Below are 16,325 nucleotides of genomic sequence, written 5' to 3' on the forward strand. Positions count from 1 at the left end.
GCCGCTCAGGAGGCGGGCGGCGGCCCGGCCGGCGGCGTGGTGCCGCCCGCGTCCGGACCGGGACCGTTCTTGTGCGCGAAGCGGTCCACGGCCTCCTTGGCCTTTCCCGTACCGGACTGGATCTTGTCGCTGTACTTGCCCTTGGTGCTCCGGTCGACGGTGTGCGCCGCCTTCTCCAGACCGTGCTGGATCTTGTCCTCGTGCTGCTGCGCGAGGCCGGAGACCTTGTCCTTGGCAGGGCCGAGCTTGGCCTTCAGATTGTCCAGGAGACCCATGATGTACCTTCCCTAGCGGCACGCTTACGTGCGGGCGCCCTCGCCGGCCTCGGTGTCGGCGGCCTTGCCGGACTGCTGCTTCGGGATGTCGACGCTCTCCGTGGCGCCGGCCTCGCCGGCTTCCTTCACCGGGGCCTCGGAGGGCGCCTTCGCCTCGTCGGCCGCGGCCTCGGACTCAGGCGTCGCCGCCATGTCGTCCGTACCGCTCCCCGTCGTCTCCCCGTCGGTCCGGGCCTCGGCCGCCGCTGTCTCTCCCGTGGTCTTCGACCTCCGAAAAAGTCGTGCAAAAACGCCCATATCCACTCCATACGTTACTCGTGCGGGCGAAATTCCGCGTAGCCCGGCGTGTCCATCCGTGTGAGCCGGGCGAGCGCCACCGTGATCCGGCGGCAGGAACCTCGAACGGGCAACGACCCGGCGGACCCCGCGTCACGTAACCCGTTCGAGAGCGGCCCCTGAGGTTTGGGAGACTGGATCGGTGAGCAGCGCACCCCACGCCCCCCGCGTCATCGCCGTCGTCGGTCCCACCGCGGCCGGAAAGTCCGACTTGGGTGTGTTTCTCGCCCAGCGGCTGGGTGGTGAGGTCGTCAACGCCGACTCCATGCAGCTCTACCGGGGGATGGACATCGGCACCGCCAAGCTGACGCCCGAGGAGCGCGGCGGCGTCCCGCACCACCTGCTCGACGTCTGGGACGTCACCGAGACCGCCTCCGTCGCGGAGTATCAGCGGATGGCACGCGCGCGGATCGACGCGCTGCTCGCCGAAGGGCGCTGGCCGATCCTGGTCGGCGGCTCCGGCCTGTACGTCCGCGGGGCCGTCGACAATCTGGAGTTCCCCGGCACCGACCCGGAGGTCCGCGCGCGCCTCGAGGAGGAACTGGCCCTGCGCGGCCCCGGCGCGCTGCACGCCCGGCTCGCCGCGGCCGACCCCGACGCCGCCCGCGCGATCCTGCCCAGCAACGGCCGCCGCATCGTCCGCGCGCTGGAGGTCATCGAGATCACCGGGCGGCCCTTCACTGCCAACCTCCCCGGCCACGACTCCGTCTACGACACGCTCCAGATCGGCGTCGACGTGGCCCGCCCCGAACTCGACGAGCGCATCGCCCGCCGGGTCGACCGCATGTGGGAGGCGGGGCTGGTCGAAGAAGTGCGCGCACTCGAGGCGCAGGGGTTGCGCGAGGGGCGTACGGCGTCGCGCGCCCTCGGCTACCAGCAGGTGCTGTCCGCATTTGCCGGCGAGTGCACCCTGGAGGAGGCACGGGCCGAGACCGTCCGTGCCACCAAGCGCTTCGCGCGCCGTCAGGATTCATGGTTCAGGCGCGATCCGCGGGTGCACTGGTTGAGTGGGGCCGCGGCGGACCTCCGGGAACTTCCGCAGCTCGCGATGGCGTTGGTCGAACGACCGGTTACAGCCTGATCACGTCCTGGCATCGGGACGCCCAGGCCGTCATCCGGGCCTGTGACACCGTGCCATCATCAAGCTTCGATCGACCAGTGGAGTCCTAAGTTGGGAGGGCGCGTGGCGATGGAGGCCGGCCCTCGCGACACCGCACACAGCACCGAGCACCTCGCCACCGGGCGGGATGCCCCGGAGCCGGAGACCGACCGTCTCAGCCCTGACGGGCCCGAGGAGACGCAGGGCGGTGTGACCGACGACGGTCCCGAGCCGGAGGAGATGTTCACCGGCGGGGACGAGGTCGAGGTCGAACTGCGCCCGCAGCGCCGGCTGCGCGTCTGGCAGCTCGCCCCGATCGTGGGCCTCGGCGCGCTCGGCTCCCTGATGTTCGCCTTCCCGCTCGCCTTCGACTTCGGCGACAGCGGTGCGGTGATCGCCATGCTGGGTCTGCTGATCTGCTCCTGCGCGGCGGGCTGGGGCATGATGGCCGCCCGCAAGGTCGGCTACACGTGGCCGGGCCTGACCGCCCGCGGCTCGGACCGCAAGTCCGACTGGCGCGTGGTGGCCGCGTACGCGGTGATGGTCGCGGCGGTGGTGGCGCTGGCGGTCTGGCGAGTGGCCCGCCTGCGCTGAGGGCCCCGGCGAGGCGGGGCCGTTCTTGACGCCCGCGGCGAGACCGGGCTCGCGCGAACGCCCGGGCACTGTGGGCCGCCGGCGCCGAAGCCTGTGCGCGTAGGCCTCGCGGCCGGTTGATCTGCCTTCGCGGCTTGGCTCGCTGAACCTATGGCCCTGAGGCCCGTCGGCCTTCGCGGGATGGCGGCCCGCCCGTGCCGGGCCTGACTGTCGGCTCGCGCCGGAACCGGGGGCCCGGTGGCCCGCGGACGTCCCACCTTCGTGGTTTTCGCGGTCGGGTGCATGCTGAACGCGTGGCTCTGAGGCCGGCTCGCGCCTGCCGTCGTGGGAGCGCGGCCCGTGCGTGGCGGGCCGGTCGGCTCGCGCCGGATCCGGGGCTTCGGTGTCCTGCGGGCGCGTCGGTTTTCGCGGTCGGGTGCATGCTGAACGCGTGGCTCTGAGGCCGGCTCGCGCCTGCCGTCGCGGGGGCGCGGCCCGTGCATGGCGGGGCTGCCCGTCGGCTCGCGCCGGATCCGGGGCTCCGATGGTCCGCGGGCGTCCGTTTTCGCGGCTTGCCGCATGCCGGGCCCGTGGCTCTGCGGCGGCTCGCGTCACGGCCCGCTCGGGCTCGTTCACCCTGGGCGGCGCCCCTTGGCGCCGGCCCCCGATGCCCGCGTCGTTCGGGCCCGCCCGCAGGCCCCCGGACACCGGCCCAACGCGGCCCTCACCTCGTCGTCCACAGGCGGCGACGCCGTTCCGCCCCCACCCCGTAGGATCGAGGAATGAGCACGCGGATCGCCTTCCTCAAGGGGCACGGTACGGAGAACGACTTCGTGATCGTGCCCGACCCCGAGAACGCCGTCGAGCTGTCGCCCGCGGCCGTCGCCGCGCTGTGCGACCGGCGCGCGGGGATCGGGGGCGACGGGCTGCTGCACGTCGTGCGGTCCGCGGCGCATCCCGAGGCGCGGTCCATGGCGGACGAGGCCGAATGGTTCATGGACTACCGCAACGGCGACGGATCCGTCGCCGAGATGTGCGGCAACGGTGTCCGCGTCTTCGCCCGCTACCTCCAGCACGCCGGGCACGTCGGCGAGGGCGACCTCGCGATCGCCACACGCGGCGGCGTGAAGACCGTGCACATCGCCAAGGACGGCGACATCACCGTCGGCATGGGCCGCGCGGTTCTCCCCGAGGGCGATGTCACCGTGGCCGTCGGCGACCGCGACTGGCCCGCGCGCAACGTCAACATGGGCAACCCGCACGCCGTGGCCTTCGTCGAGGATCTGGCCGACGCGGGCGGCCTGTTCACCGCGCCCTCCTTCGCCCCGGAAGCCGCCTACCCGGACGGGGTGAACGTGGAGTTCGTCGTCGACCGCGGCCCCCGGCACGTCGCGATGCGCGTCCACGAGCGCGGCGTCGGCGAGACCCGCTCCTGCGGCACCGGCGCGTGCGCCGTCGCCGTGGCCGCCGCCCGCCGCGACGGCGTCGACCCGAGCGACACCGGCCTGCCGGTCACGTACACCGTGGACCTCCCCGGCGGCACACTCGTGATCACCGAACAGCCCGACGGACAGATCGAGATGACCGGTCCCGCGGTCATCGTCGCCGAAGGCGCGATCGAGGCCGAGTGGCTGGAGAACGCCCTCGGCTGAAGAGTGCGCTCCATGATCTCCCTCCCTCCGGCCCTCCCCGCCGTCGATCCGCAGGACACAGCGGGTGAAGAGCTTCGGGATCATGGCTCACCACCCACCCGATGGCGTGAAAACGACCGTGAACGGACCGTCGCTCTTTGGAGTGATCCGTTTCACGGTCCGCCGGAGGCGGCCGGTTCGACCCCCCGCGGCTGGATAGCATCGAGCACCGGCCCGGACGGGGGATCAACGCCGTCTCCCAGGCCCGAGTCCGCCCTGGGGCGCCGTCCGCCGGATCCACGCAGCCGGAGGTGCTCATGAACGCGGAGGCCGCGAAACCTGCGACCCCGGGCCCGCTCGCACCGGGTCACGTCACACCGGCCGGGACGCGCCGCAAGTCCCGCCCCCGGCTCGACCTGCGCCGGCTGGGCCGCGCCGCCCTGCTGGGGTCGTCCTCCGCCCGCGACCGGCTGCCCGACGCCATCGGCCACGTCGTCGAGGCGCACCGCGCCCACCACCCCGACGCCGACCTCGAACCGCTGCGCCGCGCCTACCTCCTCGCGGAGTCCTCGCACCGCGGCCAGATGCGCAAGAGCGGCGAGCCGTACATCACCCACCCGCTCGCCGTCACCCTCATCCTGGCCGAACTCGGCGCCGAGACCACGACGTTGACCGCCTCCCTGCTGCACGACACGGTCGAGGACACCGACGTCACCCTCGACCAGGTGGGCGGGGAGTTCGGCGAGGAGGTGCGCTATCTCGTCGACGGCGTCACCAAGTTGGAGAAGGTCGACTACGGCGCCGCCGCCGAGCCCGAGACCTTCCGCAAGATGCTCGTCGCCACCGGCAACGACGTCCGCGTGATGTCGATCAAACTCGCCGACCGGCTGCACAACATGCGCACCCTCGGCGTGATGCGCCCCGCCAAGCAGGAACGCATCGCCAAGGTGACACGTGACGTGCTCATCCCCCTCGCCGAACGCCTCGGCGTCCAGGCGCTCAAGACGGAGCTGGAGGACCTGGTCTTCGCGATCCTCCACCCGGAGGAGTACGAGAAGACCCGCGAGCTGATCGTCAACAACGCCGCCCGCGAGGACGACCCGCTCGCCGACGTCGCCGACGACGTCCGGAAGGTGCTCCGGGAGGCCGACATCCCGGCCGAAGTCCTCATCCGGCCACGGCACTTCGTCTCCGTGCACCGCGTCTCCCGCAAGCGCGGCCCGCTGCGCGGCGCCGACTTCGGGCGGCTGCTGGTGCTGGTGAACGAGGACGCCGACTGCTACGCCGTGCTGGGCGAGCTGCACACCTGTATGACGCCGGTGGTCTCGGAGTTCAAGGACTTCATCGCCGTCCCCAAGTTCAACCTGTACCAGTCGCTGCACACGGCGGTGGCCGGAGACGACGGCCAGGTCGTCGAGGTCCTCATCCGCACCCACCAGATGCACAAGGTCGCCGAGGCCGGCGTCGTCGCCCTCGGCAACCCCTACGCCGCCCCGCCGGAGGAGCAGTCCGCGGGCGACGGCGAGCGCGTCGACCCGACCCGCCCCGGCTGGCTGTCCCGGCTGCTCGAATGGCAGCAGGCCGCGCCCGACCCCGACACCTTCTGGTCCACCCTCCGCGAGGACCTCGCCCAGGACCGGGAGATCACCGTCTTCCGCCCCGACGGCGGCACCCTCGGCCTGCCCGAGGGGGCGACCTGCGTGGACGCCGCCTACGCGCAGTACGGCGAGGACGCGCACGCCTGCATCGGCGCCCGGGTCAACGGGCGGCTCGCCAGGCTGAGCACCGTGCTCAAGGACGGGGACACCGTCCAGCTCCTCATGGACCAGGACGCGGCCTCCGCGCCGTCCCGCGAGTGGCTGGACCACGCGACCACCCCGGCCGCCCGCATCGCCATCCAGCGGTGGCTCGCCGCCCACCCCACCGCCGAGGACACCGACGCGCGCTCCCTGGCGGACGACGTCGAGACCCCCCGGCCGCCCGGCACGGAGACCCCCCAGCCCTCCGGCGCCGACGACACGGACCCCGGGCGTCCGGCCGCCGCACAGGTGCTGGCCGACCGGGACGGCGCGACCGTACGGCTGGCCGGCTGCTGTACGCCCGTACCGCCCGACGAGGTCATCGGGTTCGCGGTGCGCGGGGGAGCGGTCACCGTGCACCGGACGGAGTGTCCGGCGGTGGCGCGGATGAAGAGCGCGGGGCGCACGGAGGTCGGAGTGCGCTGGGGCGAGGGCGCCGAGTGCCGGGTCACGCTGGTGGCGGAGTCGTTCGTACGGCCGCACCTCCTCGCGGACCTCACCGAGGCGATGGCCACCGAGGGCGCCGAGATCGTCTCCGCGACCGTGGAACCGCCGGAACGGCAGCAGGTGCGCCACACGTACACCGTGCAGCTCCCGGACGCCGCCCAGCTGCCCGCCCTGATGCGCGCCATGCGCAATGTGGCGGGGGTGTACGACGTCAGCCGGGCGCAGCCGCAGGCGGCGGGCGAATAGGACGCCCCTGGGCCACGCCCGGTGACGGCACACGGCGCACACACCCCTGCGGTGTGATTACCCGATCGGGTGGGTCGGGAGCGCGCCGCCGCAGCCGTGCCCGCCCGCGCTGATAGCCGTGAGGCATGCCGCTCACCTCCCGAAACCGCGCGCCGCTCACCTCACCCCACCCCACCCCGCACACCCCCCGACGCCCGGCCTCCCGCGCCCGCCGCCGCACCGCCCAGGCCCTCCTCGCCTCCGCCGTCGGCGTCTGCCTGGTCGCCGCCGGCGCCCCCGCCGAGCCGCTCGGCATCGGCGACCCCCTCTTCCCGCACCTCGGCAACCCCGGCTACGACGTGCAGGCGTACGACCTGGATCTCACCTATCCCGGCAGCAACGACCGGCCGCTCGAGGCCGTCACCACCGTCGACGCCCGGATCACCGCCGAGCTGGACCGGATCAACCTCGACTTCGCCCACGGCACGGTGCACTCCGTCGAGGTCGACGGCGAACCGGCCGTCTTCACCGGCGTGGGCGAGGACCTGGTGATCACCCCCGACGACGACCTCGACCCGGGCGACTCCGTGCGCATCACCGTCCGGCACACCAGCGACCCCCGGCCCGCCGACCGCGAGGGCGGCTGGGTGCGCACCGCCGACGGCCTCGCCCTCGCCAACCAGGCCGACGCCGCGCACCTGGTCTTCCCGTGCAACGACCACCCGTCCGACAAGGCGATGTTCACCTTCCGGATCACCGTCCCGGAGGGCTACACCGCCGTCGCCAACGGCCTGCCCACCGCCGTCGACCGCGCCCCCTCCACCACCACCTGGAGCTACCGCACCCGCAACCCCATGGCCACCGAACTCGCCCAGGTGTCCGTCGGCCGCTCCACCGTCCTGCACCGCACCGGACCGCACGACCTGCCCCTGCGGGACGTCGTCCCCACCGAGCACCGCACCGCTCTCGAACCCTGGCTCGCCAAGACCCCGGCGCAGATCTCCTGGATGGAGGAGCGGGTCGGTACCTACCCCTTCGCCACCTACGGCCTGCTGCTCGCCGAGGCGTCCACCGGCTTCGCGCTGGAGACCCAGACGCTCTCCCTCTTCGAGCGCGACCTGTTCACCGACCCCGCGCTGCCCGCCTGGTACGTCGAGTCGATCATGGTGCACGAGCTGGCCCACCAGTGGTTCGGCGACAGCGTCAGCCCCCGCACCTGGGCCGACCTCTGGCTCAACGAGGGGCACGCCACCTGGTACGAGGCGCTGTACGCCGAGAAGCGCGGCGGCAGGACCCTCGAGGCCCGGATGCGGGCCGCGTACGAGTCCTCCGACGGCTGGCGCGCAGCCGGAGGCCCGCCCGCCGCGCCGAAGCCGCCCGAGCCTGGCAAGAAGATCGGCATCTTCCGCCCGGGCGTCTACGGCGGCGCCGCACTGGTCCTGTACGCCCTGCGTCAGGAGATCGGGCAGGAGGCCTTCGACCGGCTGGAACGGGCCTGGGTCGTCCGGCACCGCGACTCCAACGCCTCCACCGCCGACTTCGTCCGCCTCGCCTCCGAGACCGCGGGACGCGACCTCACCGGCTTCCTGCACGCCTGGCTGTACGACGACACCACCCCGCCGATGCCCGGCCACCCCGACTGGCGGTCCTCCGAGCGCGCCGTGACGGAGGAGCCCGGCCCGCACGGGCATGCGGCGCATCGGCCGGACGAGGGCGGGGAATAACACGGTGACGAGACGAGCCGTACCGTGCGACCATCGTCGGGTCCGCGCGACAGGGGAAACGGGAATCTCCCGGGGTACCCGGACGTTGTGGACAGTGACGGAAGGCCGCTCGGCCGGATCCGTCGCCGCAGACGGCAACCCAACGACGTAAGGACCCAATGACCTCCTCTTCATCCCCTTCCCAGGACACCACGCGCTTCGCGCACAGCCACGCCGAGGGTCTTCGGGCCGATGCCCTGATGGAAGAGGACGTCGCCTGGAGCCTCGAGATCGACGGAGAGCGGGACGGCGACCAGTTCGACCGCTCCGAGCGTGCGGCCCTGCGCCGTGTCGCCGGCCTCTCCACCGAGCTCGAGGACGTCACCGAGGTCGAGTACCGGCAGCTCCGCCTGGAGCGCGTCGTGCTCGTCGGGGTGTGGACCTCGGGCACCGCGCAGGACGCCGAGAACTCCCTCGCGGAGCTCGCCGCCCTCGCCGAGACGGCGGGCGCCCTCGTCCTCGACGGCGTGATCCAGCGCCGGGACAAGCCGGACGCGGCGACCTACATCGGCTCCGGCAAGGCCGAGGAGCTGCGCGACATCGTGCTCGAGTCGGGCGCGGACACCGTCATCTGCGACGGTGAGCTCAGCCCGGGCCAGCTCATCCACCTCGAGGACGTCGTCAAGGTCAAGGTCATCGACCGTACGGCCCTGATCCTCGACATCTTCGCCCAGCACGCCAAGTCCCGAGAGGGCAAGGCGCAGGTCGCGCTCGCGCAGATGCAGTACATGCTGCCGCGGCTGCGCGGCTGGGGTCAGTCGCTGTCCCGGCAGATGGGCGGCGGCAAGGGCGGCGGCCTCGCCACCCGTGGTCCCGGTGAGACCAAGATCGAGACGGACCGGCGACGGATCCGCGAGAAGATGGCGAAGATGCGCCGGGAGATCGCGGAGATGAAGACCGGCCGCGAGATCAAGCGTCAGGAGCGCAAGCGCAACAAGGTGCCGTCCGTCGCCATCGCGGGCTACACCAACGCGGGCAAGTCCTCGCTGCTCAACCGGCTCACCGGCGCGGGCGTGCTGGTGGAGAACGCCCTGTTCGCCACCCTCGACCCGACGGTGCGCCGGGCCGAGACCCCGAGCGGCCGGCTCTACACGCTGGCCGACACCGTCGGCTTCGTCCGGCACCTGCCGCACCACCTGGTCGAGGCGTTCCGCTCCACCATGGAGGAGGTCGGCGACTCCGACCTGATCCTCCACGTGGTGGACGGCTCGCACCCGAACCCGGAGGAGCAGCTCGCCGCCGTGCGCGAGGTGATCCGGGACGTCGGCGCCACCGGCGTGCCCGAGATCGTCGTCATCAACAAGGCGGACGCGGCGGACCCGCTCACCCTGCAGAGGCTGCTGCGGGTGGAGCCGCACTCCATCGCCGTCTCGGCCCGCACCGGCCGGGGCATCCCGGAGCTGCTCGCCCTGATCGACAGCGAGCTGCCCCGCCCGTCGGTGGAGATCGAGGCCCTCGTGCCGTACACCCACGGCAAGCTGGTCGCCCGTGCGCACGACGAGGGCGAGGTGCTCTCCGAGGAGCACACCCCGGAGGGCACCCTGCTCAAGGTGCGGGTGCACGAGGAGCTGGCGGCGGAGTTCGCGCCGTACGTTCCGACCCCGGCCGGCTGACCGGACCACGGACAACGACGAAGGGCCCGCCCCCTGCCGAGTGCAGGGGGCGGGCCCTTCGTCGTGTGCGGCTCAGCGGCCGCCGTGGGTCCTGCTCATGTTCTGGTACAGCGCCTCGGCGTCCGCGCCGAGGCGCGGGCCCGCCAGCCAGGTGTGGTCCAGCGGGCCGATCGAGGTGTTCGACACCAGCACCGTCTCGCCGTTCACCACCCGGAACCAGCCGCCGCCGGACGAGCCGCCGGTCATGGTGCAGCCGATGCGGTACATGTCCGGCAGGTTCGGGGCGAGCGAGAAGCGGCCCGGGGTGTCCAGGCACTTGAACATCCGCAGCCCGTTGTACGGCGGCGCCGCCGGGTAGCCCCAGGCGCCCATCGTGCCCGCCTGGGCCGCGTCCGGGTCGGAGAAGTCCACGTCGAGCGCGGCGCCGACGGTCTCCTCCAGGGACTTCGCGCCCTGCTCCGGCTGCACGTGCAGCACGGCGTAGTCGTACGCCGCCCCGTCGCCGCCGCTCTCCGAACCGCCCTGGATCCAGCCGTTCGACGTCGAAGCCCAGTCCACCCACCAGTTGCCGTACGGGGCGATCTCGGCCGGGTTGGCGTCGGTCAGCTCCGCCTCGGAGCGGCCGTAGTCGTTGTAGGCCGGGACGAAGACGATGTTGCGGTACCAGCCGCCGCTGCTGCCCGCGTGCACACAGTGCCCTGCGGTCCACACGAGGTTGGACTTCCCCGGGTGGTTGGCGTCCTTGATCACCGTGCCGGAGCAGACGGCCGAGCCCTCGGGGGTGTCGAAGAAGACCTTCCCGACCGGGGCGGCGTTCTCGTGGTACGGCGTCTTCTCCGCCTGCGCGGTGACCGGCGCCGGCTCCGGGTCGCTCAGCCCCTGGGCCGCGGAGGCGTCCTTCGTGGTGACCGTCTTCTCGGCCTCCTCGGCGTCCTGCATCCGCTCGGGCTTCCAGAGGCCCTCGATGACCGGGTTGACGAAGTCCCGCGCCTCGCGCAGCCACTCGTCCTCGTCCCAGTCCTTCCAGCCGCCGTCCCGCCACTGGTCCACGTCGATGCCGTGGTCCTTCAGCCGGTCGGCGAGGTCGGCCGGGACGCGGACGCCGCCGCCCGCGTCGTCGCCGGCTCCTGCCCTGCTCGCCGAGGCGTCGGGCCGGTCGGTCGCCTTGTCCTCCGTGGACCCGCCGCAGGCGGTCGCGGTGAGCGCCACCGCGGCGAGCAGCGCGCTCACGGCGAGGGCGGTCCGCCGTCCGCGCAGGCGCCGGACGGACGTGGAGAGGGAACGCATGCTGTGGTGACCCCCGTCACTACTCGGAATTCGTGTGCCGCTGCTGCGGTGTTCCGTCGTCCGCCCCGGGTGCGCGGCGCCATCCGGGGCGGACGGTCCGCTCACTGGCCGGCGAACTTCTCGCTGACCGCGTCGTAGACACCCTTGGCCTCCTTGCCGAGCCGCGGCCCGGCCAGCCAGCCGGTCGTCACCGGACCGATGGAGGTGTTGGAGACCAGCGCCGGCTTGCCGTCCTGGCCGGCCGCGATCCAGCCGCCGCCGGAGGAACCGGCGGTCATGCTGCAGCCGATGCGGTACATCGTCGGGTCGGACGCGCTCAGCGACAGGCGGCCCGGCTTGTCCACGCAGGAGTACAGCGACTGCCCGTCGTACGGCGGCGCGGCCGGGTAACCGATCGCCTCCATCTCCTCGATCTTCGGCACGGCGGGCGCGTTGAAGTCGACCGGCATCGCCGCACCGACCGTCTCCTCCAGCGACGTGCCGTCGCCGCCCTTCTCCGGGGTCACATGGATGACGGCGAAGTCGTACGAGGCGCCGTCACCGCCCGTCGCGCCGCCCTGCTCGATCCACTGGTCCGAGGTCTGCGCCCAGTCGCCCCACCAGACGCCGTACGGAGCGACCTCCTCCTTGGTGGCCCCGCCGATCTCCTTCGCCGACATGCCCGAGTCGTTGTACGACGGCACGAAGGCGATGTTGCGGTACCAGCCGCCCTTCTTGCCCGCGTGCACGCAGTGGCCCGCCGTCCACACCATGTTGGACTTGCCGGGATTGGCCGGGTCCTCGACCACGGTCGCGGAGCAGACCATCGTGCCCTCGGGGGAGTCGAAGAAGACCTTCCCCGCGGTGGGCGCGTTCTCGTGGTACGACGTCGGCACGGCCTTGGCCTGCACCGGGTCCGGCGTGGGGTCGGTCACGCCCTGGTCGCCGGAGATGTCGTTCTCGTCGACCTCCGGCTGGTCGGGCTCGTCGGCCTCCCGCATGCGGTCCGGGTCCCACAGATCCTCGATGATCGGGTTGACGAAGTCCTGCGCCTCACGCAGCCACTTGTCCTTGTCCCAGTTCTTCCAGGCGCCGTCCCGCCACTTGTCGAGATCGATCCCGTGCTCCTTGAGCCGGTCCGCGATGTCGTCCGGGATCTTGAGCTTGCCGTCGTCGGCACCGGCCGTCGCGGAGGCCTCCGCGCTCGCGTCGGTGTCGCCCGACTCGCACGCGGTGGCGGTCAGGGCGAGCGCGGACGCGAGGGCAACCGCCGCCAGCACGGGGGAGGTTCTGTGTGACCGCCCCCTGACGCGGCGGGCGGTGGACGACGGCCGTATGGATCGCATGATCTGAACTCCCCCTGGACTGAACGATGGTGGTACGACGCCCGTCGTCACATCCGACCCGGACGAGTCGTTGCGCTGCTCCGACGGCTTGGGACAACGGCACCACACACTAGGCGTTCGCCGTGGGGGACGTCCGACGGAACGGCAACGGTTCGGCTACAAGGCGTCTGACCTGGCCGGTCGGGTGCGGATCTCGTGGAGCGGGGGCGTGGGGGCGCGGGGCGTGGTAGCGGCGGAGGTCCTTTCGCGCGCCGCGCGCGGGGGTGTTGCTCCGGGCGCCGGGCCGCGCTTCGGGCGCGGGGCGCCGGCCGCCTCCGCGGCTCTCCGTGTGCGCGCACGTTTGTCGGTGGGGGGCCGTAGGGTTGGTCGGGCTATGACTCAGCCCTCACTCCCCGAACTCCTGCATGCTGCCGTCACCGCTGTCGGCGGCACAGAGCGCCCCGGTCAGGTGGCCATGGCCGAAGCCGTCGCCGAGGCGGTCGACGACGGCGCCCATCTGCTCGTCCAGGCCGGCACCGGCACCGGTAAGTCCCTGGGCTATCTGGTGCCCGCGCTCGCGCACGGGGAGCGGGTCGTCGTGGCGACGGCGACCCTGGCGCTCCAGCGGCAGCTCGTGGAGCGGGACCTGCCGCGCACGGTGGAGGCGCTGCATCCGCTGCTGCGCCGCCGCCCGGAGTTCGCGATGCTCAAGGGCCGGTCGAACTACCTGTGCCTGCACCGGCTGCACGAGGGCGTCCCGCAGGACGAGGAGGAGGGCCTCTTCGACCAGTTCGAGGCGGCCGCGCCCACCAGCAAGCTGGGCCAGGACCTGCTGCGGCTGCGCGACTGGTCGGACGAGACGGAGACCGGCGACCGCGACGACCTCACGCCCGGCGTGTCCGACCGGGCCTGGTCGCAGGTGTCGGTGTCCTCGCGGGAGTGCCTGGGCGCCACCAAGTGCGCGTACGGCGCGGAGTGCTTCGCCGAGGCGGCGCGTGAGCGCGCCAAGCTGGCCGAGGTGATCGTCACCAACCACGCGCTGCTCGCGATCGACGCCATCGAGGGCGCCCCGGTGCTGCCGCAGCACGAGGTGCTGATCGTGGACGAGGCGCACGAGCTGGTGTCCCGGGTGACCGGGGTGGCCACCGGCGAGCTCACCCCGGGCCAGGTGAACCGGGCGGTGCGGCGTGCGGCGAAGCTGGTGAACGAGAAGGCGGCCGACCAGCTGCAGACGGCTGCCGAGGGCTTCGAGCGGCTGATGGAGCTGGCGCTGCCCGGCCGGCTGGAGGAGATCCCGGAGGACCTCGGGTACGCGCTGATGGCGCTGCGCGACGCGTGCCGCACGGTGATCTCCGCGATCGGCTCCACCCGCGACAAGTCGGTCCAGGACGAGGACGCGGTCCGCAAGCAGGCGCTGGCCTCCGTGGAGAGCGTCCACGACGTGGCGGAGCGGATCACCAACGGTTCCGAGTGGGACGTCGTCTGGTACGAGCGGCACGACCGCTTCGGTGCCTCGCTGCGGGTCGCGCCCATGTCGGTCTCGGGGCTGCTGCGGGAGAAGCTGTTCACCGACCGCTCGGTCGTGCTGACGTCCGCCACGCTGAAGCTGGGCGGCGACTTCAACGGCGTGGGGGCGTCGCTGGGGCTCGGCCCCGAGGGCGCGGAGGGGGACGACCTCCCGCAGTGGAAGGGCGTGGACGTCGGCTCGCCGTTCGACTACCCCCGGCAGGGCATCCTGTACGTCGCCAAGCACCTGGCCCGCCCGGCCCGGGACGGTGACCGCAAGGACATGCTCGACGAGCTCACGGAGCTGATCCAGGCGGCCGGGGGCCGCACGCTGGGGCTGTTCTCGTCGATGCGGGCGGCGCAGCTCGCGGCGGAGGAGCTGCGCTCGCGGATCCCGGAGTACCCGATCCTCCTCCAGGGCGAGGAGACGCTCGGCGAGCTGATCAAGAACTTCGCGGCGGACCCGCGGACGTGCCTCTTCGGCACGCTGTCCCTGTGGCAGGGCGTGGACGTTCCCGGGCCCAGCTGCCAGCTGGTGGTCATGGACAAGATCCCGTTCCCGCGCCCCGACGACCCCCTGATGAGCGCCCGCCAGAAGGCCGTGGAGGAGGCCGGCGGCAACGGCTTCATGGCGGTAGCGGCGACGCACGCGGCTCTGCTGATGGCCCAGGGAGCGGGCCGCCTGGTCCGTGCCTCGGGCGACCGGGGAGTGGTGGCGGTCCTGGATCCCCGCCTGGCGACGGCACGCTACGGCAGCTACTTGAAGGCATCGATGCCGGACTTCTGGTACACGACGGATCGAAATCAGGTGCGCAAGTCTCTCGCGGCGATCGACGCGGCGGCCAAGCAGGCGGAGTAGGGGCGGGCCTGAAGCCCGGCGCCCCTTTGGGTGGGCAGGGGCCACGCGGCCCCTGGAAGGGCGGAGGAACGGCCCTGGAAGGCCGGGGTGGGTCCCTTCCTCCGGCACCGGGCCGGGCCCGCAGCCGGCCGGGCGTCGGGGTGCCGGCTGCCGCAGGGGCTCGCTTCGCTCGCACTGCGGGAACAGACATCAAACGGATGTTCGCCCCTGCGGAGCGGTACGGCGCCGTGCAGCCCGAGCTGCCCGCAGCAGCCCGCACGGGAACGGCGTCCGCCCAGTGCTGGGAGGGGCCCCTGGTCGGCAGTCGGATCCCCGGGACCAGGCCGTCGCGTCGTCGCGTGTGGGTGCGATTCAGCGGCCCCCGGCCGGCGGTGGCCGGAGTTGTCATGGGTGCGTGCCCCCACGGGGCGCCGTGCGTAGAGCCCGGGGCGTGTGCGGCAGCACCGCGCCTGCAGGGGCCTTGGGGCGCCCCCCAAGGCGTCCGGAAGACACACAGGACCCCGGAACCGGCGCAGAGGTTCCGGGGTCCGGACAGGGGGCGGGGTGGGCCGGGAGCGACCCGGCGTCCCGTCGGGGTCAGACGCGGCGGAGGACGGCCACCACCTTGCCGAGGATCGTCGCGTCGTCACCGGGGATCGGCTCGTAGGCCGCGTTGTGCGGGAGCAGCCACACATGGCCGTCCTCCCGCTTGAACCGCTTGACGGTCGCCTCGCCGTCGAGCATGGCCGCCACGATGTCGCCGTTCTCGGCGACCGGCTGGCGGCGGACCGTGACCCAGTCGCCGTCGCAGATCGCGGCCTCGATCATGGAGTCACCCACGACCTTCAGCACGAACAGCTCACCGTCGCCGACGAGCTGCCGGGGCAGCGGGAAGACGTCCTCGACGGACTCCTCCGCGAGGATCGGGCCACCGGCGGCGATCCGGCCGACCAGCGGCACGTACGACGCGGCGGGCTTGCCGGCGGTGTCCGTCGGCTGCACCGACGCGGCCTGGTCGGAACCCCGCACCTCGTACGCGCGCGGACGGTGCGGGTCACGGCGCAGGAAGCCCTTGCGCTCCAGCGCCATGAGCTGGTGCGCGACGGAGGAGGTGCTGGAGAGCCCGACCGCCTGGCCGATCTCCCGCATCGACGGCGGGTATCCGCGCCGCTGCACCGAGTCCCTGATGACTTCGATGACCCGGCGCTGGCGGTCGGTGAGTCCGGAGCTGTCCGCCCGGATGCCGGGAGGTCGGCCCGGCAGGGAGCGCTTGTGCGCCTCGGGATTCGTGGCTTCGTTCATCGCATGCACCGGCTCGATGCGGCCCTGGGAGCGGTCCTGGGCAGTGATGGCGGCACTGTCTGCGGTGGTGGTCACGTCGGCCCCTCTCGATGGTCTCCCTGCAGCACAACGGTAGATGCTTTCGAAAGGTTGCGCCAAACACACGTTCGAGTGAAAAATCGCGAATTGCGGCTCGCGTTCTTTCACGGAGGTGTATTGGTCGCCGCACTTCCTGCCGGACAAACGGGCCATTTGTTGTACTCTTCACCGCCGAGGTCTCCGCCGGGGCGGCGGCCTCGCGGCGCGCGGACTCAGTCTGCCATCGTGGGCCCCCGCGCGCGTGAAGCG

At 72.5% G+C, this 16,325-nt stretch carries 12 protein-coding genes; 7 read left to right on the top strand and 5 right to left on the bottom strand.

Annotated features, from left to right (window positions below; genetic code table 11):
- Positions 1 to 5: 5 nt before the first annotated feature.
- On the bottom strand, positions 6 to 275 hold the full coding sequence (locus ACQY0Z_RS23100; protein WP_254587694.1) for an antitoxin: 270 nt from the start codon (positions 273 to 275) through the stop codon (positions 6 to 8).
- Positions 276 to 299: 24 nt separating this feature from the next.
- Positions 300 to 467 carry a gliding motility protein gene (locus tag ACQY0Z_RS23105; RefSeq protein ID WP_337662805.1) on the bottom strand — a complete coding sequence of 56 codons (168 nt, stop codon included), beginning with the start codon at positions 465 to 467 and terminating at the stop codon, positions 300 to 302.
- A gap of 286 nt (positions 468 to 753) precedes the next feature.
- Between ACQY0Z_RS23105 and miaA the strand changes: the two genes are divergently transcribed.
- The 6 genes from miaA (at position 754) to hflX (ending at position 9,761) form a co-directional block, all read left to right on the top strand.
- Positions 754 to 1,692, top strand: coding sequence for a tRNA (adenosine(37)-N6)-dimethylallyltransferase MiaA (miaA, locus tag ACQY0Z_RS23110; protein ID WP_439812739.1), 939 nt, complete (start codon positions 754 to 756; stop codon positions 1,690 to 1,692).
- Positions 1,693 to 1,800: 108 nt separating this feature from the next.
- Positions 1,801 to 2,304, top strand: coding sequence for a hypothetical protein (locus ACQY0Z_RS23115; RefSeq protein WP_189903791.1), 504 nt, complete (start codon positions 1,801 to 1,803; stop codon positions 2,302 to 2,304).
- 761 nt (positions 2,305 to 3,065) lie between these two features.
- The gene (dapF, locus tag ACQY0Z_RS23120; protein WP_189903793.1) at positions 3,066 to 3,935 is read left to right on the top strand and encodes a diaminopimelate epimerase; all 870 of its coding nucleotides are present in this window, start codon (positions 3,066 to 3,068) and stop codon (positions 3,933 to 3,935) included.
- 296 nt (positions 3,936 to 4,231) lie between these two features.
- A complete protein-coding gene (locus ACQY0Z_RS23125; protein WP_347224473.1) occupies positions 4,232 to 6,406 on the top strand; it encodes a RelA/SpoT family protein in 2,175 nt (724 codons plus the stop codon).
- A gap of 125 nt (positions 6,407 to 6,531) precedes the next feature.
- Entirely contained in the window at positions 6,532 to 8,109 is a 1,578-nt protein-coding gene (locus ACQY0Z_RS23130; RefSeq protein WP_347224472.1) for a M1 family metallopeptidase, read from the top strand.
- Between the two features lie 158 nt (positions 8,110 to 8,267).
- On the top strand, positions 8,268 to 9,761 hold the full coding sequence (gene hflX, locus ACQY0Z_RS23135) for a GTPase HflX (RefSeq protein WP_189903799.1): 1,494 nt from the start codon (positions 8,268 to 8,270) through the stop codon (positions 9,759 to 9,761).
- A 72-nt stretch (positions 9,762 to 9,833) separates the two neighbouring features.
- Here hflX and ACQY0Z_RS23140 read toward each other — a convergent pair whose 3' ends face one another.
- Positions 9,834 to 11,048 (bottom strand): hypothetical protein, encoded by a 1,215-nt coding sequence (locus tag ACQY0Z_RS23140; RefSeq protein ID WP_189903801.1) that lies wholly within the window; start codon positions 11,046 to 11,048, stop codon positions 9,834 to 9,836.
- Between the two features lie 101 nt (positions 11,049 to 11,149).
- A complete protein-coding gene (locus tag ACQY0Z_RS23145; RefSeq protein WP_254587145.1) occupies positions 11,150 to 12,373 on the bottom strand; it encodes a trypsin-like serine peptidase in 1,224 nt (407 codons plus the stop codon).
- 373 nt (positions 12,374 to 12,746) lie between these two features.
- Here ACQY0Z_RS23145 and ACQY0Z_RS23150 point away from each other — a divergent pair, with 373 nt between their 5' ends.
- Entirely contained in the window at positions 12,747 to 14,717 is a 1,971-nt protein-coding gene (locus ACQY0Z_RS23150; protein WP_189903805.1) for an ATP-dependent DNA helicase, read from the top strand.
- 576 nt (positions 14,718 to 15,293) lie between these two features.
- Here the strand turns inward: ACQY0Z_RS23150 and lexA are convergent.
- Positions 15,294 to 16,073, bottom strand: a complete 780-nt coding sequence (lexA, locus tag ACQY0Z_RS23155; RefSeq protein ID WP_024885652.1) for a transcriptional repressor LexA — start codon at positions 16,071 to 16,073, stop codon at positions 15,294 to 15,296.
- Positions 16,074 to 16,325 lie beyond the last annotated feature (252 nt).

The sequence above is a fragment of the Streptomyces sp. P9-2 genome (assembly GCF_051903975.1).
GTDB classification, from domain to species: Bacteria; Actinomycetota; Actinomycetes; order Streptomycetales; family Streptomycetaceae; genus Streptomyces; species Streptomyces cellulosae.

Bases quoted from the DNA above. Each gene is read 5' to 3' on its own strand.
- ACQY0Z_RS23100 (WP_254587694.1), bottom strand. From the start codon at position 275: ATGGGTCTCCTGGACAATCTGAAGGCCAAGCTCGGCCCTGCCAAGGAC.
- ACQY0Z_RS23105 (WP_337662805.1), bottom strand. From the start codon at position 467: ATGGCGGCGACGCCTGAGTCCGAGGCCGCGGCCGACGAGGCGAAGGCG.
- ACQY0Z_RS23115 (WP_189903791.1), top strand. From the start codon at position 1,801: ATGGAGGCCGGCCCTCGCGACACCGCACACAGCACCGAGCACCTCGCC.
- dapF (WP_189903793.1), top strand. From the start codon at position 3,066: ATGAGCACGCGGATCGCCTTCCTCAAGGGGCACGGTACGGAGAACGAC.
- ACQY0Z_RS23125 (WP_347224473.1), top strand. From the start codon at position 4,232: ATGAACGCGGAGGCCGCGAAACCTGCGACCCCGGGCCCGCTCGCACCG.
- ACQY0Z_RS23130 (WP_347224472.1), top strand. From the start codon at position 6,532: ATGCCGCTCACCTCCCGAAACCGCGCGCCGCTCACCTCACCCCACCCC.
- hflX (WP_189903799.1), top strand. From the start codon at position 8,268: ATGACCTCCTCTTCATCCCCTTCCCAGGACACCACGCGCTTCGCGCAC.
- ACQY0Z_RS23140 (WP_189903801.1), bottom strand. From the start codon at position 11,048: ATGCGTTCCCTCTCCACGTCCGTCCGGCGCCTGCGCGGACGGCGGACC.
- ACQY0Z_RS23145 (WP_254587145.1), bottom strand. From the start codon at position 12,373: ATGCGATCCATACGGCCGTCGTCCACCGCCCGCCGCGTCAGGGGGCGG.
- ACQY0Z_RS23150 (WP_189903805.1), top strand. From the start codon at position 12,747: ATGACTCAGCCCTCACTCCCCGAACTCCTGCATGCTGCCGTCACCGCT.